At 44.9% G+C, this 23,398-nt stretch carries 20 protein-coding genes and 1 riboswitch; of the genes, 5 read left to right on the forward strand and 15 right to left on the reverse strand.

The genetic code is table 11. The features are described from left to right. The first annotated feature begins 45 nt into the window (after window positions 1–45). A complete protein-coding gene (locus PV763_RS09790) occupies window positions 46–624 on the forward strand; it encodes a DUF805 domain-containing protein (RefSeq protein WP_148335094.1) in 579 nt (192 codons plus the stop codon). 106 nt (window positions 625–730) lie between these two features. Next, window positions 731–1,711, forward strand: a complete 981-nt coding sequence (locus PV763_RS09795; protein ID WP_114540950.1) for a mechanosensitive ion channel family protein — start codon at window positions 731–733, stop codon at window positions 1,709–1,711. Here the strand turns inward: PV763_RS09795 and PV763_RS09800 are convergent. The 5 genes from PV763_RS09800 to prfB all read right to left on the reverse strand — a co-directional run bounded on the left by PV763_RS09800 (window position 1,685) and on the right by prfB (window position 6,736). Continuing rightward, window positions 1,685–2,398, reverse strand: coding sequence for a 16S rRNA (uracil(1498)-N(3))-methyltransferase (locus PV763_RS09800; RefSeq protein WP_191112296.1), 714 nt, complete (start codon window positions 2,396–2,398; stop codon window positions 1,685–1,687). The genes PV763_RS09795 and PV763_RS09800 overlap by 27 nt on opposite strands. Window positions 2,399–2,729: 331 nt before the next feature. Continuing rightward, the gene (locus tag PV763_RS09805; RefSeq protein ID WP_420937781.1) at window positions 2,730–4,010 is read right to left on the reverse strand and encodes a 3-deoxy-D-manno-octulosonic acid transferase; all 1,281 of its coding nucleotides are present in this window, start codon (window positions 4,008–4,010) and stop codon (window positions 2,730–2,732) included. Window positions 4,011–4,092: 82 nt separating this feature from the next. Beyond that, on the reverse strand, window positions 4,093–5,178 hold the full coding sequence (locus PV763_RS09810; protein ID WP_148335088.1) for an alkene reductase: 1,086 nt from the start codon (window positions 5,176–5,178) through the stop codon (window positions 4,093–4,095). Window positions 5,179–5,193: 15 nt separating this feature from the next. Continuing rightward, a complete protein-coding gene (locus PV763_RS09815; protein ID WP_004281346.1) occupies window positions 5,194–5,493 on the reverse strand; it encodes an ArsR/SmtB family transcription factor in 300 nt (99 codons plus the stop codon). A 147-nt stretch (window positions 5,494–5,640) separates the two neighbouring features. Continuing rightward, window positions 5,641–6,736 (reverse strand): peptide chain release factor 2 gene (gene prfB, locus PV763_RS09820; protein WP_101627160.1). Its coding sequence is split into 2 segments (ribosomal slippage): window positions 5,641–6,663 and window positions 6,665–6,736, totalling 1,095 coding nucleotides; the frame shifts between segments, so codons are not numbered across the junction. A 500-nt stretch (window positions 6,737–7,236) separates the two neighbouring features. On the opposite strand from prfB, the gene PV763_RS09825 reads away from it, so the two are divergent. Both PV763_RS09825 and PV763_RS09830 read left to right on the forward strand, forming a co-directional pair. Continuing rightward, window positions 7,237–8,016, forward strand: coding sequence for a putative porin (locus PV763_RS09825; RefSeq protein ID WP_004729179.1), 780 nt, complete (start codon window positions 7,237–7,239; stop codon window positions 8,014–8,016). Window positions 8,017–8,191: 175 nt separating this feature from the next. Then, the gene (locus tag PV763_RS09830; protein WP_005180787.1) at window positions 8,192–9,070 is read left to right on the forward strand and encodes a putative porin; all 879 of its coding nucleotides are present in this window, start codon (window positions 8,192–8,194) and stop codon (window positions 9,068–9,070) included. Window positions 9,071–9,123: 53 nt separating this feature from the next. Here the strand turns inward: PV763_RS09830 and recJ are convergent, their stop codons facing one another. From recJ to PV763_RS09880, 10 genes are all read right to left on the reverse strand, one after another. Further along, window positions 9,124–10,824 carry a single-stranded-DNA-specific exonuclease RecJ gene (gene recJ, locus PV763_RS09835; RefSeq protein ID WP_044111355.1) on the reverse strand — a complete coding sequence of 567 codons (1,701 nt, stop codon included), beginning with the start codon at window positions 10,822–10,824 and terminating at the stop codon, window positions 9,124–9,126. Window positions 10,825–10,826: 2 nt separating this feature from the next. After that, entirely contained in the window at window positions 10,827–11,483 is a 657-nt protein-coding gene (gene pdxH, locus PV763_RS09840) for a pyridoxamine 5'-phosphate oxidase (protein WP_004281335.1), read from the reverse strand. A 14-nt stretch (window positions 11,484–11,497) separates the two neighbouring features. Further along, window positions 11,498–12,829 (reverse strand): phosphoglucosamine mutase, encoded by a 1,332-nt coding sequence (gene glmM, locus PV763_RS09845; RefSeq protein ID WP_034437971.1) that lies wholly within the window; start codon window positions 12,827–12,829, stop codon window positions 11,498–11,500. 123 nt (window positions 12,830–12,952) lie between these two features. Continuing rightward, window positions 12,953–14,419 carry an IMP dehydrogenase gene (gene guaB, locus PV763_RS09850; RefSeq protein ID WP_004281332.1) on the reverse strand — a complete coding sequence of 489 codons (1,467 nt, stop codon included), beginning with the start codon at window positions 14,417–14,419 and terminating at the stop codon, window positions 12,953–12,955. Window positions 14,420–14,643: 224 nt separating this feature from the next. Continuing rightward, a complete protein-coding gene (locus PV763_RS09855; RefSeq protein ID WP_077067987.1) occupies window positions 14,644–15,009 on the reverse strand; it encodes a YkgJ family cysteine cluster protein in 366 nt (121 codons plus the stop codon). A 96-nt stretch (window positions 15,010–15,105) separates the two neighbouring features. Then, window positions 15,106–15,903, reverse strand: coding sequence for an MBL fold metallo-hydrolase (locus PV763_RS09860; protein WP_044111352.1), 798 nt, complete (start codon window positions 15,901–15,903; stop codon window positions 15,106–15,108). Window positions 15,904–16,087: 184 nt separating this feature from the next. Further along, the gene (locus PV763_RS09865) at window positions 16,088–16,663 is read right to left on the reverse strand and encodes a TMEM165/GDT1 family protein (protein WP_044111350.1); all 576 of its coding nucleotides are present in this window, start codon (window positions 16,661–16,663) and stop codon (window positions 16,088–16,090) included. Window positions 16,664–16,736: 73 nt separating this feature from the next. Then, a riboswitch (yybP-ykoY riboswitch) is annotated at window positions 16,737–16,877 on the reverse strand. A 158-nt stretch (window positions 16,878–17,035) separates the two neighbouring features. Beyond that, window positions 17,036–19,042, reverse strand: a complete 2,007-nt coding sequence (locus PV763_RS09870; RefSeq protein WP_191112300.1) for a 2-oxo acid dehydrogenase subunit E2 — start codon at window positions 19,040–19,042, stop codon at window positions 17,036–17,038. Between the two features lie 2 nt (window positions 19,043–19,044). Then, entirely contained in the window at window positions 19,045–21,747 is a 2,703-nt protein-coding gene (aceE, locus tag PV763_RS09875; protein WP_420937782.1) for a pyruvate dehydrogenase (acetyl-transferring), homodimeric type, read from the reverse strand. Window positions 21,748–22,075: 328 nt separating this feature from the next. After that, window positions 22,076–22,759: a M23 family metallopeptidase gene (locus PV763_RS09880; RefSeq protein ID WP_005245719.1), complete on the reverse strand. Its 684-nt coding sequence runs from the start codon at window positions 22,757–22,759 to the stop codon at window positions 22,076–22,078. Between the two features lie 107 nt (window positions 22,760–22,866). Here PV763_RS09880 and PV763_RS09885 point away from each other — a divergent pair, with 107 nt between their 5' ends. Then, entirely contained in the window at window positions 22,867–23,307 is a 441-nt protein-coding gene (locus PV763_RS09885) for a DciA family protein (protein ID WP_005245716.1), read from the forward strand. The last annotated feature ends 91 nt before the right edge of the window (window positions 23,308–23,398 follow it).

Consider the following 23,398-nt stretch of genomic DNA (forward strand, 5'->3'; position numbering starts at 1 on the left):
TTGACCGCTTGTGGTTATTTCATCTGATTTAGCAGGATACGCTTTATGAAATCGCCTGAATCTCCCTACTTTAACCCGCCTGCGCTGCCTGCATCGGATCATCCCTTGTCGATGAAAGGCCGCTTCGGACGCTTGAGCTTTATTGCCTGGTCGGCATTTCTGTATTTCATCTTTTTATTTGGCAGTATCGCACTGGGTCTCAGCATTGATATTGTGAATATTTCTACCCACTCCATGGATCCCAACTGGCTGATTTCACTGCAAGGCTTGGCCAGCATCGGTGTGCTGGTCATGGTTCTGGTGTATGTGTATTTCGCTTTAGTGGTGACTGTTCGCCGTTTGCATGATATGAACCGCAGTGGCTGGTGGGCGCTATTATTTTTAGTGCCGCTAGTAAACATTTTTGTATGGCTTTATATCGTTTTTGGTTCGGGCGATCGAGGCAGTAATCAGTATGGTCCGGCACGGATGACTTTGCTCTGGGAAAAAATTCTGGCCTGGCTGATGATTATCCTGACCCTGCTTAGCCTGTTGGGATCTATCGCTTTATTCAGTTATATGAGCGGTGAAGAACAGTCACCTACCCCCACGGAAATGATGCAAAAAACCACCAAATACTTTTAACAACAGTGCCGTTATTTTTAAAATTATCCACTGGTGACTTCGAGCCCTTATTAATTTTTTGCTGAACATCAGGCAAAATAGGCAAAATTTGAATTGTGGAATTTTTGTGGCAGAGCAAAACAATACCTTAAGCCAGGTAACTGAGGGCACCACGGAGTTGTTACATCAGGCAACTGAAAAAACGACCAAGACCGTGATTGAACATACCGCCAAGTATAATGATGCCTACAGCACCATTGACAAAATCATGGAAGGTTTCTGGGAACGTGTGCCTTATTTCTGTATCGCACTGATCGTGATTACGATTTTCTGGTTACTCTCCAAAGTCTTCAAGTTTTTCGTACGTAAAACTTTGGAAAACCGCTCTTATACCCGCCAGAATCTGGTGTTGGTACTCAACCGTGTCGGCAGTACCTTTATTATTTTCTTTGGTATTCTGATTGGACTGGTGATTGCGGTTCCTGGCTTTACCCCGGGTCAGCTGATGAGTGCCCTCGGAATTGGTTCGGTCGCGATCGGTTTTGCCTTCAAGGATATTTTCCAGAACCTGCTTTCTGGCGTGTTAATTCTGCTCAGTGAACCGTTCAAGATTGGCGACGATATTATCGTGAATGGCATGGAAGGGACGGTTGAAGATATCCAAATTCGTGCGACCTTTTTACGCTCACCGGATGGCCGTCGTATTGTAATTCCGAATGCAACGGTTTACACCAGTGCGGTCACGGTGAATACTGCCTATACCCGTCGCCGCTGCGAATTCGTGGTTGGTATCGGCTATGAAGATGACATCCAGAAAGCCAAGGACCTGATCACCGCTATTTTAGATAAAGATCCAACCATCCTGAGCCAGCCTGGCTTTAGTGTCAATGTCACGGCGCTGGCTGACTTTTCTATTACCCTAAAAGCCTTCTGGTGGGTCGATACCACTGAAACCGGCACCGGAACTTCAATCAGTGCGGTGCAGGAACGGGTGATTCAGGCTTTTGCCGAGCATAATATTTCGATTCCGTATCCGGTACAGGAAGTCAAAGTCTATCGTGGTGAGGGCAATGAAGAGGCTTCAGCCCGTGCTAAACAGTCGACCTAAAACATAAGGAATCACGGTTTCTGTACGGATAATACGGTTGCCCAGGCTCACAGCCTGGCAGCCGTTTTTTATCAGTAAATCAACTTCATATGGAATAAATCCACCCTCCGGACCAATAATAATCGTACAGGGATGCTCAATCGCAAATGGCATCGCTTGCTCTGCATAAGGATGTGCCACATAAGCCGGACCATCCGTACTAATCAAACCCGGCAGGATATCTTCTACAAAGGGTTTAAAGCGCTTATACAGCTCAATTTGGGGTGCAACCGTATCCCCGGCCTGTTCCAGTCCCAACTCGATATAATGATTTAACTGCTGTAAAAATGGCGTTTGCCAATAACTTTTATCGACGCGGTAGCTATGCAGTAAAATGATTTTTTCAACACCCAAGGTGACACTGTCCATGATCAGACGGCGCAGCACTTTCGGACGTGGCAAAGCAACAATTAAAGTCACTGGCAATTTTTCTGGAACAGCTTCTTCTTGTAGTGGTTTTAGCCACACAGCTTTTTCAGAGATTTCAATAATTTCAGTTAGGTAGCGCTGACTTTCTCGAATTCCGACTTTTAAAGTATCTCCCACTTGAATCTGCACATGCTGCTGTAAATGTTCCAGTTGCCGAGTTGAGGTAATGGACCAAAGTTCAGTTTCGGTTTGACGTGGATCAAGCAGGACGATATTCATAGAATTAAAAGAAACCAAAAAAATTTAAAATAGGATTACGACCAAAACTGCAGATACTAAAAGAACTTTATTAGAATCTCCGACGACATCCACTATTTAGACCGGCGGCAAGGATGCCGCCCGCGGTACTGAGGTACGGGAAGTACCTTCAGTACCGCAAAGGATCTTGTTACTTTTGACCCTTCAAAAGTAAAGTTCCTAATTAGCTCATTAGTTCTATGAACGAATCTAGCTAACAACGGCCTCATTTACCTGCACAGATAAACTTGCCATCGTGTAGGCTTCTCCTGCCATCTTGGTAAATCTAATATCCGTTACTTATCAATATAAATTAAAGATACTGATCAATCACCTGAATATGCTTGGCAAGCGATCCCGTATTTAACTGCATAATTTGCTGCGCTGCCGCATTCAAATTTTCCGCCTTGACCTGATCTTGCAAAAGCTCCAGTAAGACATCTGTAGCCTGCTGTGCATCCTGCACTACTGCGACTGCATCCGCTTGAACAAACTCATCCACGATGGTCTGAAAGTTAAAATAGTTTTTGCCTAAAACAGTCGGCACATTCAGCGTAATCGGCTCCAGAATATTATGTCCACCACCTGGCTCATTTAAAGAACCACCAACATAACAGGCCTGACTTAAAGCATACCAAAGCCACATTTCCCCCATCGAATCAGCCAAATACACTTGGATATCTACTTCAATACGTTGCCCTAGACTACGACGCTGGATTTTTAACCCCAAAGACTGTGCGGCCTGAAATACCTCATCAAAACGTTCCGGATGACGTGGCACCACAATACAGACTAAATTTGGATCAGTCTCTAAAGCAGCTTTTAAAGCACTTAGAATTTCTTTTTCTTCAGGAGCATGAGTACTGGCTAATGTGATGACTTTGCGACCCGCTAGCTGCCACTCCTGTTTCAACTGATCTGCCTGATGAATAAAGCGCTCAGGTGCAGTAATATCAAACTTGATATTACCCAAAACCTTTGTTTTTTCGGTTGCGATTCCTAACTGGATATAACGCTGCTGGGTGGCAGTATCCTGTGCCAAAAGACTAGTTAAATTCTTGAGCATGCCACGGGTCAGACCTTTGACCTTGGCATAGCCTTTGGCAGATTTTTCAGACAGACGCGCATTCAACAATACACTTGGTACATTGAACTGAGGTGCCTGATCCAGCAGATTAGGCCAAAGCTCGGTTTCCATCAGCAATAAAAGTTTCGGCTGATATTTTTGATAAAACTCACGAATTAAAGTTTTCTGGTCAGCGGGTAAATAGACAGCTTGAAACAAATCAAGATAAGGCGCTTTTAAAAAAAGTGATTTAGCGCGTGCCTGACCGGTTTTGGTGGTATTGGTGACCAGCACCGGATGGCCAAGTTTTAAATAATGTTCAATTAACGGTTGGGCAGCATTGGTTTCACCCACCGACACCACATGAAACCAGATGGCATGCAGGTTTTTGGGTGGCTGAAACGGGCCGAAACGTTCTGTCAGTTCTTGTTGTAATTGTTCAGGATCGGTCGCACGTTTACGTATACGCGATTGATATAAGGGTTTAACCAGCGCCAAGGCTGCGTTATACCAAAATGGAGTGGCCACATTGCGCCCCTGTCCAAAGATTCAATGGGCAGAATATAGCAGAGCCACATCAACATGTTAATCAATGTGGCTCATTTTTAGATTATTCTACTGTAGTTAAAGCTTCTGCTTCAGCCAATGTCGGATAATCAATATAGCCTTCCGCGACATTGGTTCCGATCATATTTTCCAGCTTCAGTTCATTCAGCGGCGCATCTTCGAGCAGACGTTCGTATAGATCCGGATTGGCAATATACGCCTTACCAAAAGCCACCGCATCAGCCTTGCCTGAAGCCAGTAATTCAATGGCATCTTCACGGCTGAGGCGCATATTGGCAATATAAGGCACTCCATTTGAGCGCTGTTTCATATATTCAGAAATACTGTCTTCTGCCAGATATTCACGGGTAAAGAAGAAGGCAATCTTGCGCTTACCCAGCTGCTCCATGGCATAGCCAAATGTTTCACGTGGATCATTGTCGCCCATGTCATGATCATCACAACGCGGCGCAAAATGCACCCCTACACGATCTGCGCCCCATACTTCAATCAGTGCATCAGTTGCTTCTAGCAGGAAACGTGTACGATTTTCCACTGAACCGCCGTATTCATCTTCACGCTGATTGGTTTTGCTTTGCAAGAACTGGTCAATCAGATAACCATTGGCAGCATGTAATTCAACACCATCAAAACCGGCTTCTTTAGCACGAATCGCGGCTTGCTTATATTGCTCGGTAATGGCATGAATTTCCGAAATTTCCAGCGGACGCGGCAACACATAAGGACGTTTTGGACGTAACAAGCTGACATGACCCGCCTGTTGTACTGCACTTGCAGAGACTGGTGTTTCACCATTTAACAGATCCGGATGCGATACACGACCAACATGCCAAAGCTGGGCAACAATCAGACCGCCCTTCTCATGAACCGCTTGAGTAACCTTTTTCCAGCCTTCGACCTGAGCATCGGTAAACAATCCTGGAGTATTTAAATAGCCATTGGCTTCTTCAGAAATCACTGTGGCTTCAGAAATAATCAGGCCAGCACTTGCACGTTGCGCATAGTACTCAACCATCATTGGGGTTGGAACGCGATCAGCAGTTGCGCGGTTACGGGTCAGCGGCGCCATGATGACACGGTTTTTAAGCTCTAACGCACCGAGCGTTAAAGGAGAATTTAATTCAGCCATCGTTACTCCCACCTGTTAAAGGTGTTGTTGTAGGTGTTCGATAAATTGTTGAATCAAAGTTTCATTGCGGGAGAAATATGACCACTGTCCATGCTTGGTCGCAGTGATCAGGCCAGTCTGCTGTAACACCGACAGGTGATTGGACATGGTGGACTGGGAAACCTGGCCCAAACGTTCAATTTGACCTGCACAGACCCCACGTTGAAAGCCACCACACTCTTCCGCAGACAGATATTGCTCCGGAGATTTTAACCACTCCAGAATTTGTCGACGGGTCGGATTGGCTAAGGCTTTAAAAATTAGATCAAGGTCCATAGGCACATCACAATCAGTGGCGCAACGAAACTTTATTCAGCATCTGCGACCATTATATCGTATTTTTACGATTTATATATCGAATAATTTAGATATAAGAGTCACAATCTGTACAAGCTTGGTTACGCCAGCTATTTAAACAACTTCTTACAAGCCCTGTTTCAGGCTTGCTTCGATAAATTTGTCCAGATCACCGTCCAGAACTGCGCCAGTATTGGAATTTTCCACACCTGTACGCAAATCCTTAATACGTGAATCATCCAGGACATAAGAACGGATCTGACTACCCCACCCAATGTCAGACTTGGAATCTTCCAGTGCTTGTGCCGCTTCGTTACGTTTGCTCATCTCGAGCTCATAAAGTTTGGCACGTAACTGCTTCCAGGCGTGGTCACGGTTGGCATGTTGTGAACGCTGGTTCTGACAGGCCACCACAATTCCGGTCGGTGCATGGGTTAAACGCACGGCAGAATCTGTTTTGTTAATATGCTGACCACCCGCCCCTGATGCACGGTAAGTATCGGTACGAACATCGGACGGATTGATTTCAATTTCGATATTGTCATCTACTTCAGGTGAGACAAACACGGCAGAAAATGAGGTATGACGACGGTTGCCCGAGTCAAATGGTGATTTACGCACTAAACGGTGTACACCAGATTCGGTACGTAACCAGCCATAGGCGTACTCACCTTCCACACGAATCGTCGCAGATTTAATCCCGGCAACATCGCCATCAGATTCTTCCATCACTTCTGCTTTAAAGCCATGACGTTCAATCCAGCGTAGATACATACGTAGCAACATAGACGCCCAGTCCTGTGCTTCTGTACCGCCTGAACCAGCTTGAATTTCAAGATAGCAAGGGTTTGGATCCATCGGATTATTGAACATACGGCGAAATTCAAGCTTGGCCAGTTCTTCTTCAGCCGTGCTCAGTTCAGCCTGTACGTCTTCTAGCAAGCTTTCATCATCCGCTTCAACCGCCAGATCAAGCAAAGCCTGTGCATCTTCAAGCTGGGTACTTAAGCGATCCAGCACATTTAATACATTTTCAAGCTCGCCTTTTTCTTTGGCCATTGCTTGAGCACGACTCTGATCATTCCAGATCGTTGGATCTTCTAATTCACGCAGGACTTCTTCTAAACGCTCTTTTTTCAGATCGTAGTCAAAGATACCCCCGTAGTGTTTGACCACGTTCGTTTAAGTCTTTTAATTGGTTTAGATACGGATTAATTTCCACGTGAATTACTCTCAATCAAAATTAGGCACAAAATTCTTAGCCCGATATTATAGCACAGTCTATTTCCGCTATTTTAACGATCCATTCAGTCTAAAGCTCGAATATCTTGAGCATTTAGACCTGTATTTCCCTCACCCAATTTTCAACATCTCATAGACTCTTTTGCGTCTTTTTATCGGAAATTTTTATCGGCTTTTTAGCCCCGTTTTATGACCGAAATATAATTTTGTAATTGATTTTATAATTTAGGATTTCTTATTGTTCTGTATAAAAAATCAGCGAATTCAATAGATTCCACAATATCTACACACTTTTAATAAAACACTACATTATAAATTTAATTTTATTATTCAGTCACTTGTTCAGCAAAAATTACACAAGATTACGCTATTCACATTACTGTAACTTTCCTTTGATTGACGATCTTTGGAATTGCTCTAGACTGAAAGTTGTAACAAAAAGTGTAATGTTTTTAACTCACGATTTGAGGGGTAGTAACCATGAAAAAATTAGCGATTGCTTCGGCACTACTTTCAGCAATAGCAATGACTGGTACAGCAGCACATGCTTACCAAGCAGAAATTGGTGCATCAGCAGGAGTGTTTGATCCTGACAACGGTGGAACTAGCGGTTCTTTCGGCGTTGATGGTACATATTACTTCAATCCAGTTCAAACACGTAATGCACCATTAGCAGAAGCAGCATTCCTTGATCGTGCTAGCAACGTGAGTGCGCAATATCAATATAATGAAATTGGTGATTCTGAAGCGCATCGTTATGGCGTAGGTGCAGAGTACTTCGTACCGAATTCTGACTTCTACTTAAGCGGTAACGTCAATGGCCATGATCTGCAAGACAATGATGATGTAGAAAATGATTTAACCACCTATGCAGCTGAAGTCGGTTATCTGCCAGCGCCAGGTCTATTGATTGCGGCGGGTGTAAAAGGTTGGGATAACGACAATGATGATGGCGTAGATCCAACATTGCGTGCTAAATATGTCACTACACTTAGCAACGGTAAAGACATCAACCTGGAAGCAGGTGCAGCGTTTGGTGATTTAGATGAATACAATCTGGCAGCAGATTATTTCATCGACAAAACCTTGAGTGTCGGTGCTGATTATCACAACAATGATATTACCGACAAGAGCGAATTTGGTATCAATGCACGTAAGTTCATTAACCAGCAAGTGAGCTTAGAAGGCCGTGTCGGCTTTGGTGAACAGTTTAACAATGACTACAATACCTTTGGTGTAGCAGCGAAGTACCGCTTCTAATCTAAAACCAAAAATTAGTCATTCATAGAAAACCCATCCTCGGATGGGTTTTTTTATTGCACTCTTAACAAGCATTTAGGTATTTTTGCACATTGACGGGGCGAATATAAACTGTACAATTTGTTACAACTGTTCATCAAACAGTCATATTTTTATAACAAAGAGAGAAATCTAAATGCTTAAGAAACTTGCTCTTGCTACAGCGCTTCTTGCTGGCCTGGGAACTGCACATGCTTACCAAGCTGAACTTAATGTCGGGTATGAAAACACTGACTTTGAAAATAATCTAGGTGGATTTGAACTTGACTCTGATGGGGATTTATTTTTTGTTAACGGTAAATACTACTTAAATACCGTAAATACTAAAAATGCTCCTCTAGCTGAAGCTGCCTTTTTAAATAAAGCTAGTAATATTGGTTTAGGATACGTTAATGCTCAAAATGAATTGAGCGAAGCTGGTATTAATGCAGAAGAAGAGTTTGAGATTATTGGTGTTAATGGTGAATTCTTTATTCCCAACTCTCAATTTTATATTTCTGGTAGTTTAAACCAAGTGGATTATACAGCTAGCGCACGTGCTCCTGGGTTTACTTATGATGAATCTGATGACACTACTGGCTATTCTTTAGAAGCTGGTTACTTACCAGTTAATGGGTTATTGTTGGCTCTAGGAGTTGCTAAAGAAAGTGTAGATCCTATGCTTGCTTCTAAAATTGGATTTGCTAGCACCCTTGGTTACGGTGTAGCTGTAGGTGAAGACACCGCTGTTTCTTTGCGAGCTAAATATGTGACTCAAATTGGTAATCATTTTACTAATTTCGAGGGAGTAACATATTTCGGTGATGAAACTGCTTATCGTTTAGCTGCTGATCTTTATATTGATCCTACACTTAGCGTTGGTGTTTCTTTTGCTGACTCTACTGCTGATGAATCAGATACTATTTTTAGTGTTCGTACTCAAAAATTCTTTACCCCTGCAATTGCAGCTGGCGTTAACTACACAACTACTGACGGTGCTGACTCTTTCGGTATTAACGGTACTTTCCGCTTCTAATCCCTCCGATTAAAAGCAAAAAAACCGCTCACCCGAGCGGTTTTTTTTATGGCCTATTGTTCTAAATGGATAATCCGCATTTGCAAGCTGATATTGCCATTAAATACATTTTTATCCAGCTCATAGACCAATCGTGTATCTTTCATCGGGTCAAAGTCATATTTATCCGCTGCATTGAAAGCGATCGCATCCACGACCTGCCCATTCTCCAACGCCACACGTAACTTAAGATGCACATCTTTAAGCCAGCGATAGTCCATGATTTTGAACACACCATCAAAAATCGGTTGGGGGAATTTTTGCCCCCATGGACTTAAATTCTGTAATAAATCGACTGTTTCAATGTGAAAAGCAGAAGCTGGCAGCTCTCCATCCGTCCATAAAGTCGCAGTGAATAAATCCTCATCCATCGCACCAATCAGTACTTCAAAGACCTGCTTAAACTCGGCGAAATTTTCTTTTTTCAGGGTTAAACCGGCTGCTGCTGCATGGCCACCAAAATGACTGACTAAATGAGGATATTGCTCTGCCACCTGTTCAATCGCATCACGAATATGAATACCTTCAATCGAACGCGCCGAACCTTTGATATGAATCCCATCCTGATCCGCGGCAAAAACAATACTCGGACGATGAAACTGCTCTTTCAAACGCCCTGCCACAATCCCGATGACCCCCTGATGCCAATGCTGTTCAAACATGATCAGTGCAGCAGGCAGTTCAGCTGCATCCCACTGAATTTTATCCAGCTCAAGCAAGGCTTCCTGCTTGATTTTGCCTTCCACCTGACGGCGTTCGACATTGAGCTGATTCAGCTGTTCAGCCAGTGGATAAGCCGTTGTCAGATCAGGAGCCAGCAAACATTCGATCCCGATATCCATGGTTTCCATGCGTCCAGCCGCGTTAATCCGTGGGCCTAAAACAAAGCCCAAATCTTGAGCTTTCAGACCAGCAGGATCACGCTTTGCAATATCAAGTAGCGCACTGATTCCTGCTCGGCATAACCCTTGCTGGATCCGTTTCAACCCTGCATCGACCAGAATCCGGTTGTTATAGTCCAGACTCGCGACATCGGCATAAGTACCGAGTGCCACCAGATCAAGATAATTGGTAATTACCGTAGAGGATTTTCCAAGTTTCTTGCGATGGGTAGACAGATTGGCCAGTATATAAAAAGCCACCCCGACCCCAGCCAGTGCTTTGCTTGGAAAGTCGCAACCGAGCTGATTGGGATTGACCACGGCTTCGGCTTTTGGTGTCGGCTTGGTCGTCAGATGGTGATCAGTAATGATCACCTGCATGCCATGATCCTGCGCCTGTTTTACTCCGTCATGGCTGGAAATGCCATTGTCCACGGTAATCAGTAAATCAGGCGTGAAATTAACAAAGGCCAGATCTGCAATTGCGGGCGTCAATCCATACCCATATTTAAAACGGTCTGGTACCAGATATTCAACATTGGCGCCCATATCACGCAGTGCCAGCACCATGAGTGCAGTACTGGTCGCGCCATCGGCATCATAATCGCCGACAATCACGATTTTCTGGCCATGATCAATCGCCTGATCCATCAATTGAATGGCTTCAGGCAAGCCTTTCATGGTCGGTGCCAGCAAATGCTTCAGCTTGAGCTCAAGTTCCTGCTCGGATTCCACCCCACGACGAGCCAGAATCTCGGCCACAAATGCAGGGACGCCCGGTAAATTTTCAGGGCGTGTCAGCAATGGACGTTGTTTGATTTCCAGTTTTTGCATGGTTATGGCATTAAGCGCTCTAAAGTCCAGCCGGCATCGGTTTTGCGATAACTTAAACGGTCATGCAAACGGTTCGGACGACCCTGCCAGAATTCATAATAATCGGGTTCGAGACGATAACCGCCCCAGAATACCGGCTTGTCCAGCTGTTGCTGATTGGCAACCTGGGTATGCAAATCCCAAAAACGTTGCTGCAATTCCTCACGACTAGCCACGATGCCACTTTGCGGGGTACTGATATGCGCGGCAATCTGGCTTTCGCGTGGACGTTTATGATAATAGTCGGTCGATTCTTCTTCCGATATTTTCTTTACACGACCCGAAATACGAATCTGACGTTCCTGATCCTGCCAGTAGAACAACAGTTCGGCATAAGGATTTTTAGCCAGATCTAAACCTTTTTGACTATCATAGTTGGTATAAAAATCATACCCTGCGTCAGTCGCTCCACGCAGCAATACCGTACGCACATGCGGACGGCCTTGTGCATTGGCTGTTGCCAACGACATGGCATAGGGCTCGTGCAATTTTGCTTCCAGTGCATGGTTAAACCATTGCAAGAACTGCATATGCGGATTCGGATTGACTTGCTGTTCCTGTAACTCGCCTTTTTCATAATTCAGGCGTAGTTCACTTAGATCCTTGATCAGATCACTCATTATCTATGTTCCCGTTAAGCTGCATTGGCACGCACAGCATCTGCCAGGCTGTTTGCAAGTGTGGTGACTTCAGCCAGATCATCGCCTTCGACCATCACACGAATGACAGGTTCTGTGCCGGATTTACGAATCAATAAACGGCCACGGCCTTTAAGCTGCTGTTCGGCTTTTTCAAATTCAGCTGCCAGTGCAGGCACTGAATAAGGATCAAACATGGCATTTAAACGTACATTGACCAGGACATTTGGCAACAGTTTAAAGTCAGCCACAAGTTCATGCAGGGCTTTTTTCTGTTCAACCATCACCGTTAATACCTGCAAGGCGGCAATAATCGCATCGCCTGTGGTGCTCTTGTCCAAAGTCAGAATATGACCTGAAGGCTCACCACCAATGGTCCAACCATTTTCTTCCAGGCCCTGCAATACATAACGGTCGCCGACTTTGGCACGTAATAACGGCACTTGTGCTTTTTCCAGCGCCAGTTCCAATGCCATATTGCTCATTAAGGTACCCACAATACCTGCAGGTTTTTTCGAGCTTTGAGTCGCAAGAATATAAAGAATATGGTCGCCATCAATCAGATTACCGGCTTTATCTACGAGAACCACACGGTCGGCATCTCCATCAAAGGCAATACCCAAATCCGCTTGATGTTGAACCACAGCTTGTTGCAAGCTTTCCGGATGGGTTGAACCACAGCCCTCATTAATATTTAAACCGCTCGGCTCATTGTGAATCGCAATCACACGTGCACCCAGTTCACGGAACACTGCAGGCCCCACGTTATAGGCTGCGCCATTGGCACAATCCACTACAATGGTAAGTTCATTCAGATCCAGATGATACGGGAACGTCGATTTACAGAATTCAATATAGCGACCATTAGCATCTTTAACCCGGATACTTTTACCCAGATTCGCCGTATCTTCAATCAAAAAATCTTTTTCAAGTTCCTGATTAATTTCGTCTTGTAAAGCATCTGGCAGTTTTTTACCTTCTGCAGAGAAGAACTTAATGCCGTTATCAAAATACGGGTTATGCGAAGCGGAAATGACAATACCCAAGCTGGCATGCAAAGCACGGGTCAGATGAGCAATGGCTGGGGTCGGTAGTGGACCTAAAAGATGAACATAAACGCCAGCGGCATTTAAACCTGCCTGTAAGGCAGCTTCCAGGATATAACCAGACAAACGGGTATCTTTACCCAGAACCACCAATGGTTTGGATTTTTTACTATGGCGTTTTAAAACTTTTCCGGCTGCAAATCCCAGTTTCAGGGCAAACTCAGGGGTAATCGGCAATTCGCCAAACTTTCCACGAATACCATCCGTACCAAAATAACTCATCTTTATCTCACTTCTTAGCGGATGATTGATATCACCCATTTTTTTCCTTGAGTCACACTTTACACCAAAATAAAAAAGCCGTCATTTGCATGACGGCTTTTTAAAATTTTAAATCACGAGAGATTAACCCACGCGATAGTTTGGTGCTTCTTTGGTAATGGTCACATCATGTACATGCGACTCAGACATACCGGCAGAAGTGATTTTCACAAACTTGGCATTCTGACGCAGATCTTCAATCGTCGCAGAACCGGTATAACCCATCGAAGAACGTAGGCCGCCCATCATCTGATGTACGATATTACCCATTGGGCCTTTGTACGGTACACGACCTTCAATACCTTCAGGAACCAGCTTCTCGGCACCGGCCTTGGAGTCCTGGAAGTAACGGTCAGCAGAACCTGTCGCACCCGCCATCGCGCCCAATGAACCCATACCGCGATAAGCCTTGTAGTAACGGCCCTGGAAGAATTCAACTTCGCCTGGTGCTTCTTCAGTACCGGCCATCAATGAACCAACCATAATCGTGCTTGCGCCCGCACCAATCGCTTTGGCCATATCGCCAGAGAAACGAATACCGCCATCTGCGATCAAAGGAATCTGATCTTTCAGCGCATTGGCAACAGAATCAATCGCAGAGATCTGTGGCATACCAATACCCGCCACAATACGCGTGGTACAGATTGAACCAGGACCAATACCAACTTTAACGGCATCCGCACCTGCATCAAGTAACGCCAGCGCAGCATCACCTGTCGCGATGTTACCGCCAATCACCTGAACTTGTGGATAGTTGGCTTTCACCCAACGCACGCGTTCGATTACACCCGCAGAATGACCATGTGCAGTATCGACTACAATCACGTCCACACCTGCATCAACCAAGGCTTCTACGCGGCTTGGCGTTTCTGCACCAGTACCGACAGCAGCACCAACACGCAGACGACCCAGGTCATCTTTACAGCTATTTGGATACAATTCAGCTTTACGGAAATCGGTTACCGTGATTAAGCCTTTCAGCTCTTGCTGATCGTTGACCACCAATACTTTTTCAATACGGTGCTGTTGCAATAAAGCTTGGATATTTTCTTTCGATTCGCCTTCGCGAACTGTTACCAGACGATCCTGACCAGTCATGATATTGCTGACTGGCTGCTCAAGATTGGTTTCAAAGCGTGTATCACGACCGGTCACGATACCCACCACTTTGCCATCTTTCACAACGGGTACACCACTGATATTGTTGGCTTGAGTCAGCGCAATCAGTTCACGTACTGTGGTTTCAGGAGTGACTGTAATCGGGTCTTTGACCATACCCGCTTCGAATTTTTTCACACGGCGCACTTCTGCAGCCTGAACAGCGATATCCATGTTCTTGTGCAAAATACCGATACCACCATTTTGCGCCATTGCAATTGCCATACGGGACTCAGTCACCGTATCCATTGCTGCGGATACAAGAGGAATATTCAGGTTAATGCCACGAGTTAAACGTGTCTTTAGGGAGACATCTTTTGGAAGAACAGTAGAATAGGCAGGGAGTAATAGGACATCATCGAAGGTTAACGCGTCTTGAACGATGGTCAACATAACAGTCTCACTGGTAATTTCCGTGCACTATTATAAACAAATATCGGCTTAAATTTCATTGCAATTGCAAAATTATTTTTTTATTCAAGCTTTGTACACGCAGATCTATGTGGGTGCTAAAACAGTATCAATAATACCTCTGATAATGAAGTCCCCTATTTTAAATATACCCCGATCATTTTAATGGAGTGAAAAGCAGAGCCTAAGCTCTGCTTTGGGTGGATTTAGCTGACATATTCAAAACTGTCATCATTGTCGGCTTTATCAGTTTCAATCTGGACAAAGGGCAACATATTGTGTTCTACACGTGCCTTATTGCATTGCTCATCGGCAATCTGCACTTCTTTGCAGGATGAACTGCGCTGCTCATACATGCCGCAGCTGACCTGCTGGCCGATGGTACCATCAAGTGCGATACAGCGTGGATTTTTTTGATTGGTTCCAGCCATACATGAATAGACTGCTGTCACAGGTTCGGTATAGTGCTCAGGCATATGAATACCTTCAGCCCAATAGAAAGAAACCCTGAAATAGGCGCAGCACGCCCCGCAGCTTAAACATGCATCCGGTTTTGGAACTTGAGACAACATTTCTTATAAGTTCTCATTATCAAAAAAAGTTTTTTGGAGAAGAAATATAAAAAATGTTGTTTTTCCATACAAGAAAAAAATTATTTTTTGTGTGAACTATTCAGGACAGGTAAAAACCGTTTCATCCATCAGGTCAGTGCCGCATTCCAATGTTTCAATCCAGTCCAGAAACTGATTAATCTGCTCTTTGCCTATAAATGGTGTGCCATGCTGCGGCACGATCATCTCGATCTCCATGCTGCGTACCATTTGCACCCAAAGACGAATGACCTTGTTATTGCACATATAGCGTTGATGGAAGCTTTTCATTTTCGGAATATGCGCGGCAAAATTTTCTAGTGGCTTGGCGGCATCTTCGACCATAGACGCGCCCATATCACCTGAAAATAAAATCTTGGCAATCGGATCATAAAACTGGAAATTCCCCACCGAATGCAGAAAATGCGCCGGCACCGCCACAATATTTGATTGGCCCAGCGGAATGATTTGACCATGATCCGGAAGCTCCACCAAGCGGTCTAACCAGTTACCTTTCATCCGGTCACTCATAAAGGCTGAGTTTAAGTGCGGCAAGAAGCGCGCCCACAGTTTGGATGCCACCACTTTGGCGTCCGTATAGACCAGCCAGCGCGGCATCGAGGTGATGATATCCGGGTCCTGGTGCGAGGCCATGACATAATCCAGATTGGTCAAACGGGTGTATTTATTCAGCTCCATAGTCAGCGGCACATAGGTTAAATCGCCACCCGGATCAAGTACCGCAGCGCGCTCATGATCAATGATCAGAAACTGGTTTGCCTGAACGCCTTCACCTTTAACCAGACTGGTAAAACTGATGCATTTATGTGTCCCGTTATCAAACAGAACCTGCGATGTGGTGCGTTCAAAAGCCATGTAAATCCCCCAATTTATAATAAAAATAACGTTTTTATACCCGTATAAAATATAAGGAATTAATCAAACTTACAATCAATAAAACTAGCTATATCACACTATTTATCAATGTTTTGAAAGAATTTTAACCATAAAAAATCCTGAGTTTTTAGCTCAGGATTCATGTAACTTATTATTTTATGATTTAAAAGAAATAATGTTGAGCCAATGTTGCAACACCAATCACCAGAAAAATCGCCGCACCAATTTTATGAATCAGACCGATAGGGAGTCTGTTCGCCAGTTTATCACCCAAAAATACCGCAGGGGCATTGGCCAGCATCATACCCAGCGTGGTACCTAACATCACCCAGAATACGCTATCGAAACGTGCTGCCAGTGCGACCGTAGCAATCTGGGTTTTGTCACCAATTTCTGCCAGAAAGAACAGAATAAAGGTCGCACCAAAGACCCCGAATTTTTGCCATTTATTGATACTGGCATTTTCATCCCCGAGTTCATCCGGAATCAGCATCCAGACAGCCATTGCGATAAAGCCAATCGAGACGATCCACAGCAGCACCTCCGGCCCAATCACCGTGGTCACCCATTGCCCTAATACCGCAGAAAGGCCGTGGTTAATCAGCGTCGCCAATAAAATGGCAACTAAAATAGGAACAGGTTTGCGAAAACGTGCAGCAAGCAGCAAAGCCAGCAGTTGGGTTTTATCACCCATTTCAGCCAGCGCTACGATTGCAGTCGACAGTAGGAATTCATACATGAGGTTTTTCTCTGGCTAGCATCCAATACCAATGACTCACCGCTCCTGCTAGCCAAAATCTGCAGAGTGGTAAATCAAAGGTCTTGCCAACAAAAGAAAGCTTGGAAAAGCTGACTTGGTTCTTTGCTATGATGACCATGCTCGGTTGAGCAAATATGTTGACCATCACCCTTCTGCTTTGCGCAAAAAGCGGCTACTCCCCAATGAAGTGCGCCAAGTATAGAATCAAATAGATTATTTTTCAATGCAGCAGCAAAAAACCCTGCCGAAGCAGGGTTTTTCTCTTTACACCCTCTTTGTATTTCTCCCTGAGCTTCAATTGAAATATTTTTCAATGAAGCGCAAGAGAAAAGAGAGTGAATCGAATTCAATTTAGATTAACAGCGTACGAATATCTTTAAGCAGCTTGGTCAGCTTGTTGGTGAAACGAGCAGCATCTGCACCATTGATCACACGGTGATCGTAGGATAATGAAAGCGGCAGCATCAAACGTGGATCAAAGCCTTCACCATTCCAGACGGGTTGCATGGTTGCAGGTGAAATACCCAGAATTGCCACTTGCGGCCAGTTCACCAATGGCGTAAATGCTGTACCACCAATTGAACCCAAGCTAGTGATAGTGAAGTTCGCACCTTGAAGATCTTTCGGCGACAATTTCTTGTCACGTGCTTTTTGACCCAAGGCGCCTAGCTCAGTGGCAATCTGTTTAATTGACTTCTGATCTGGATGACGTAGCACAGGCACGGTCAAACCATCTGGCGTTGCGACCGCGATACCCATATGGATCTCATTACGTAGCAATACTGACTTACCCTCATCGGCTAAGTGACCAGCAAATTCACGCTCTTCTTTTAACAAGTGCGCAACTGCTTTGATGATGAACGCCATAATGGTCAGGCTAAGACCTTCTTTCTTGAAGTTGCCTTTCAGTTCATTACGCCATGCTTCCAGTTCAGTAATATCTGCTGCATCAAACTGGGTCACTTGCGGAATGAAATTATTCAGCGACAACTGTGGAATAGACACTTGTTGCAAACGCGTCAAGGCTTTCTCTTCCACACCACCAAAAGCGCTAAAGTCTGGTAGTTTTGGCAGACCTGCGACTTGAGCAGCAGCGGTGACAGGAGCCACCTGCGGCGTAGTAAGACGCGTTTTGACATACGCTTTCAGATCTTCTTTCATAACGCGCGCATGTGGGCCAGATGCTTTGACATCTGCCAACACGACGCCCAGTTCACGTGCTAGTTTACGCACAGCAGGACCGGCATAAACTTTCGAGTTAGCGACATTCTGCTCTTTGGTCAGCTTGTCGGCATTATCCGACGTCGCGACTGTTTGAGTAGAAGATTCAGCAGGTGCCGATGCTGCTTTTGCAGCAGGCGCTTTAGGTTCTTCTGCTTTGGCTGCAACAGGTGCAGCAGCTGCTTGCGCTTCAGCTTCGATTGTCACCAGTGCAATGCCTTGAGAGACATTTTGACCCAGTTCCACATGAATGGCTTTAATCACGCCGGCTGTAGTGCTTGGCACTTCAACAGTCGCTTTATCTGATTCCACCACGATGATGCTCTGGTCTTTTTCAACCGTATCACCGACCTGAACCAGAATTTCAGCCACAGCCGCCTTGTCTACACCTAGATCGGGCACCTTCACTTCAACATCACCTGCAGGTGCTGCTGGCGTTTGTGGCGCTTCAACTGCTTTCTCTTGGGTTACCGCTTGAGCAACTGGTACTTGAGGTGCTTCTGTCTGTACTTGTGCTGCCGAAACAGCCGTTTTCACTTTCAGAATGACCACACCTTCTTTGATCGTGTCGCCTTCTTTAATCTCGATGGACTCTACCGTGCCTGAAACCGTACTTGGCACTTCAACAGTCGCCTTGTCTGATTCCACTACCACGATACTTTGATCTACCTCGATTTCATCACCGACAGAAACCAAGATTTCACCTACCGTGGCTTTTTCTACACCAATATCGGGGATTTGAACATCAACCACCTGTGAGCTCGCTTGTGCCTCAGGAGCAGCAGAAGCTTTAGGCTGATGTGAAGCCAGTTCCTGTATGATTTCCTGGTCAGGCAATGAGGTCGGGGTATTTTCTGAAGTTTTTTCAGATGCATCTGCTTGCTGTGGTTCGACCACATCAGCGCTGCCATCTTCAGCTTGTAGCTCAATCAGTACCGCGCCTTCAGCGACTTCATCACCCTGACTCACCAGAATGCTTTTTACCACGCCTGCTGAAGTGCTAGGCACTTCAACAGAGGCTTTATCAGATTCAAGTAACACAATGCTGTCATCGATCGCGATCGTATCACCGACTTTGACCAGAATTTCGGCCACTGTTGCCTTGTCTACACCAATATCAGGAGTCGTAATTTGCATGCTTAGTTCTCCTCTTTGTAGTCAGCAACAGCATGTACAGATGGGGTTTCTTGAGGTGCCCAAGCCACTGGACGATCTGTATCAAGCTCGAAAGTCGAGATCGCATCTTTTACCAGACGCGCATCAACTTCACCTTCATCTGCCAGTTTTTTCAGGGTTGCCACCACAATATGGGCAGCATCAACACCGAAGTAACTACGCAAGTTGGCACGTGTATCTGAACGGCCATAACCGTCAGTACCCAATGCTACGAATGGACGGCCATCTGGAAGATAAGCACGGATCTGTTCGCTATAAGCACGCATATGATCGGTTGCAGACACCACGATACCTTCAGTACCACGGAGCTGTTTCGATACCCATGCTTCTTTCACATCTTCAGCCAGCGGATGCAAGCGGTTGTATTCTTCACATACCATACCATCACGTGCCAGTTCATTGAAGCTGGTTACGCTGTAGACATTTGAATGAATTTGATATTCTTCACGCAGAATCTTCGCCGCCTTGATCACTTCACGCAGGATTACACCTGAGCCCAGTAACTGAACAGTGGCTTTTTCATCTTCTTCCAGTAAGTACATACCACGCTTGATGCCTTCTTCAACACCTTTTGGCATTTCCGGATGCTCGTAGTTTTCGTTCATCACAGTCAGGTAGTAGAACACACGTTCCTGGTTCACATACATACGTTGTAAACCATCATGCACGATCACTGCTAGTTCATAACCGAAACATGGGTCATAAGAGACACAGTTTGGAATGGTATTGGCCAAGATGTGTGAATGACCATCCTGATGCTGCAAGCCTTCACCGTTCAGTGTAGTACGACCTGCGGTTGCACCCAGCAAGAAACCTTGTGCCTGTGCATCGCCGGCTGCCCATGCAATATCACCGATACGCTGGAAACCAAACATCGAGTAGTACATGTACATCGGAATCATTGGCAGGTTATTGGTTGAATAACTTGTGCCTAAGGCCGCCCATGCACTCATCGCACCAGCTTCGTTAATCCCTTCTTGTAGCATGTGACCGTCTTTGGCTTCACGGTAATGCATCAGCTGTTCTTGGTCTTCCGGGGTATATTTCTGGCCATGCGCGGCATAAATACCGAGCTGACGGAACATCCCTTCCAGACCGAAAGTACGTGCTTCATCTGGCACGATTGGAACAACGCGGTCTTTAATCGCTTTCTCTTTAAGAAGTGCAGAGATTAAACGTACCATCACCATCGTGGTCGATTGTTCTTTACCATTTGAACCAGCCAAGACCGAATCAAATACTGAAAGTCCAGGAATCGCCAGCTGTTCGCTTTCTTTACGACGTGCAGGCAGGTAGCCACCTAGCGCTTCACGACGTGCCTTCATATATTTCAATTCAGGTGAATTTTCGCTTGGACGGTAGAATGGTACTTCTTCCAGCTGTTCATCGGTGAAAGGAAGATTGAATCGGTCACGCACATATTTCAAAGAATTGATTTGCATCTTCTTGATTTGGTGAGTTTTGTTGACTGCTTCGATTTCCTCGGACAAACCATAACCTTTCACGGTTTTCGCCAGAATCACGGTCGGCTGACCTTTGGCCGCACATGCTTCGGCATAAGCAGCAAAAACTTTGTACGGGTCATGACCACCGCGGTTCAGATTATCAATATCTTCATCGCTTAAATCTTTCACCAGCTCTTTGGCTTCTGGATATTTACCGAAGAACTTTTCACGCGCGTAAGCACCACCTTTTACCTGGTAACGCTGGAAATCGCCATCGACTGCTTCTTCCATCACTGCTTTCAGTGCACCGGATTTATCTTTATCCAGTAGTGGATCCCAATGACGGCCCCACACAACTTTAATCACACGCCAGCCTGCGCCGCGGAATAGTGACTCAAGTTCCTGAATGATCTTGCCATTACCACGTACCGGACCATCCAGACGTTGCAAGTTACAGTTCACCACCCAGATCAGGTTATCGAGCTTTTCGCGACCTGCCAGAGAAATTGCACCCAGGCTTTCCGGCTCGTCCATCTCGCCATCGCCCAAATACGCCCAAACCTTACGATCTTCTTCTTTGATCAGGCCACGGTTCATCAGGTACTTTTGAATATGTGCCTGATAAATCGACATGATTGGTCCAAGACCCATCGATACGGTTGGGAACTGCCAGTAGTCCGGCATCAAATAAGGGTGCGGATAAGATGGCAAACCTTTACCGCCCACTTCACGACGGAAATTATTCAAATGCTCTTCTGTCAAACGACCTTCTAAAAATGAACGCGCGTAAATACCAGGTGCACAGTGACCCTGGTAATAGATCATGTCGCCGCCGAAGCTATCGCTATTGGCGCGGAAGAAGTGGTTAAAGCCCACATCATAAAGGGTTGCGGAAGAAGCAAAACTCGCCAGGTGACCACCGAGATCATCACCGGTTTTATTCGCGCGTAAGACCATTGCCAAGGCATTCCAACGGATCAGCGCGCGAATACGACGCTCCATGTCCTGGTCGCCCGGCATGGCAGGTTGTTCTTCAACAGAAATCGTATTTAAGTAGGGAGTATTTAAACGCTGAATAGGAACATGCTTTGCAATTGCGCGTTGATAAAGTTTTTCTAACAAAAATGCTGCACGCTCAGTGCCCATGTGCTGCAAAACAGAGTCAAATGCATCTTGCCATTCTTGGGTTTCTTGCGCGTCTGTATCGCCATAAAACGCCATAATCTACAGTTCCTAAAAGCCTAATCTAATGTCTTATATGTACCATATTTGAGACCTCAGCAGGTATGGCCTCAGCTGAATGCGATTTAGCAGTACTATTTAGGAACTAAATGATGGGTGACGTATAATTACACAACATAACAAAAAATAGTCAATAAAGGCGATTTATTATACAATCATTATAATAGTTGGTGATAATATGATATCTAAAAGCGATAAAACAAAAAGCCCTTCAAGTTGACTTGAAGAGCCTTCAGCTTAAACGCTTTAAAATGCTTATCGGAGATTTTTTATGTATAGAGATGCATCTTGTTATTCAGGTCTATACTTAAGGTAACATGGCCAAATAAGTAGATGGGTTTTTACGTTGACCGTCTTTTACTACTTCATAATGCAAGTGTGGACCGGTACAGCGACCAGTACAACCAACGTTGGCAATATGATCACCCGCTTGCACCTGCTCTCCCACACGTGCAATAAGACGTGAAGCATGAGCATAGCGCGTTAAATAGCCATTGCCATGATTGATTTCAACGTATTGACCATAACCTGTACCCCAACCTGATTTGGTCACAATCCCTGGACCTGTTGCATAGATTGGTGTACCACTTGGCGCTGCAAGATCAAGGCCTGAATGATTTTCAGCACGGCCACCCATAGTACGGCCACCGTAATTTGAACTTACGCGAGAATTAGGTAAAGGATGAGAAATTAACCAAGAATAAGCACTATTTGCTGCCGCTTTGTTGGATGAAGTATTGGCATACTTCTGAGCAAGCGTACGATTGTTCAATTCAACCGGCTTCTCACGAAGCTGAACATTCAATTTAGTCTGTGCTGGAATATCGATATCATCTGGATGAGTATATGCACCCTGTGCCAGAGTACGCGTCAATTGCTCGATACGATCTGTTGAACCATTTTCTTGATTTAGATTGACTAAATCTGCGAACGCAACCGAAGCCGCTGAAACTGATAAAGAAAATGCCAACAAAATACGTCGCATATGCATAAAAAACCTCTCTAAACTGCTTTAATCGAGTTCCTTGAAGATCTCTATCCTTGATATCCACTAAAAGAAGCGCATAAGATTAAGACATAAATATGTAGGAATTATGTATGTCGGAACCTGTCAACGTTTTTCAACAAACAAGAAAACAGATAAAAACAGGAAACTTTTCGTTTCTCTCATCACAAGTCGCTGGCTGGCAGAAACTTACGAAACTCGTACAACCGCTATTGCCCCAACCGGAACGCTGGCAAGTTGTCTGCTATCAAAATGGTGTGTTAACGATTACTGGTGAAAATCAGGCCATGATCAGTCAATTGGCCTATCTTCAAAAGCAATACATTTCACAACTCTCTCAAATAAATGAATTAACAGATCTCACTAAACTTCAAGTTTGCCTGCGGAATCCTTCGCAAACGCCACCTGTTTCAGCAACACCTGAAAGAGCCTTAAATGCAGAAACACAGGAATTACTTCGTAGTGCTGCTGACTTTATAAGCGACCCTAAGCTTAGCCAAGCTTTACTACGTTTGGCAAGCAATAAAAAGTAACATCGCAATCAAATGTAATAAATTAAAAAGCAAACATTATGTGATGTGTGTCACAGTATTAAAGCAATAACAAAAACATAAAGACACAAAC

The sequence above is a fragment of the Acinetobacter sp. AS5 genome, assembly GCF_048957595.1.
Lineage (GTDB): Bacteria > Pseudomonadota > Gammaproteobacteria > Pseudomonadales > Moraxellaceae > Acinetobacter.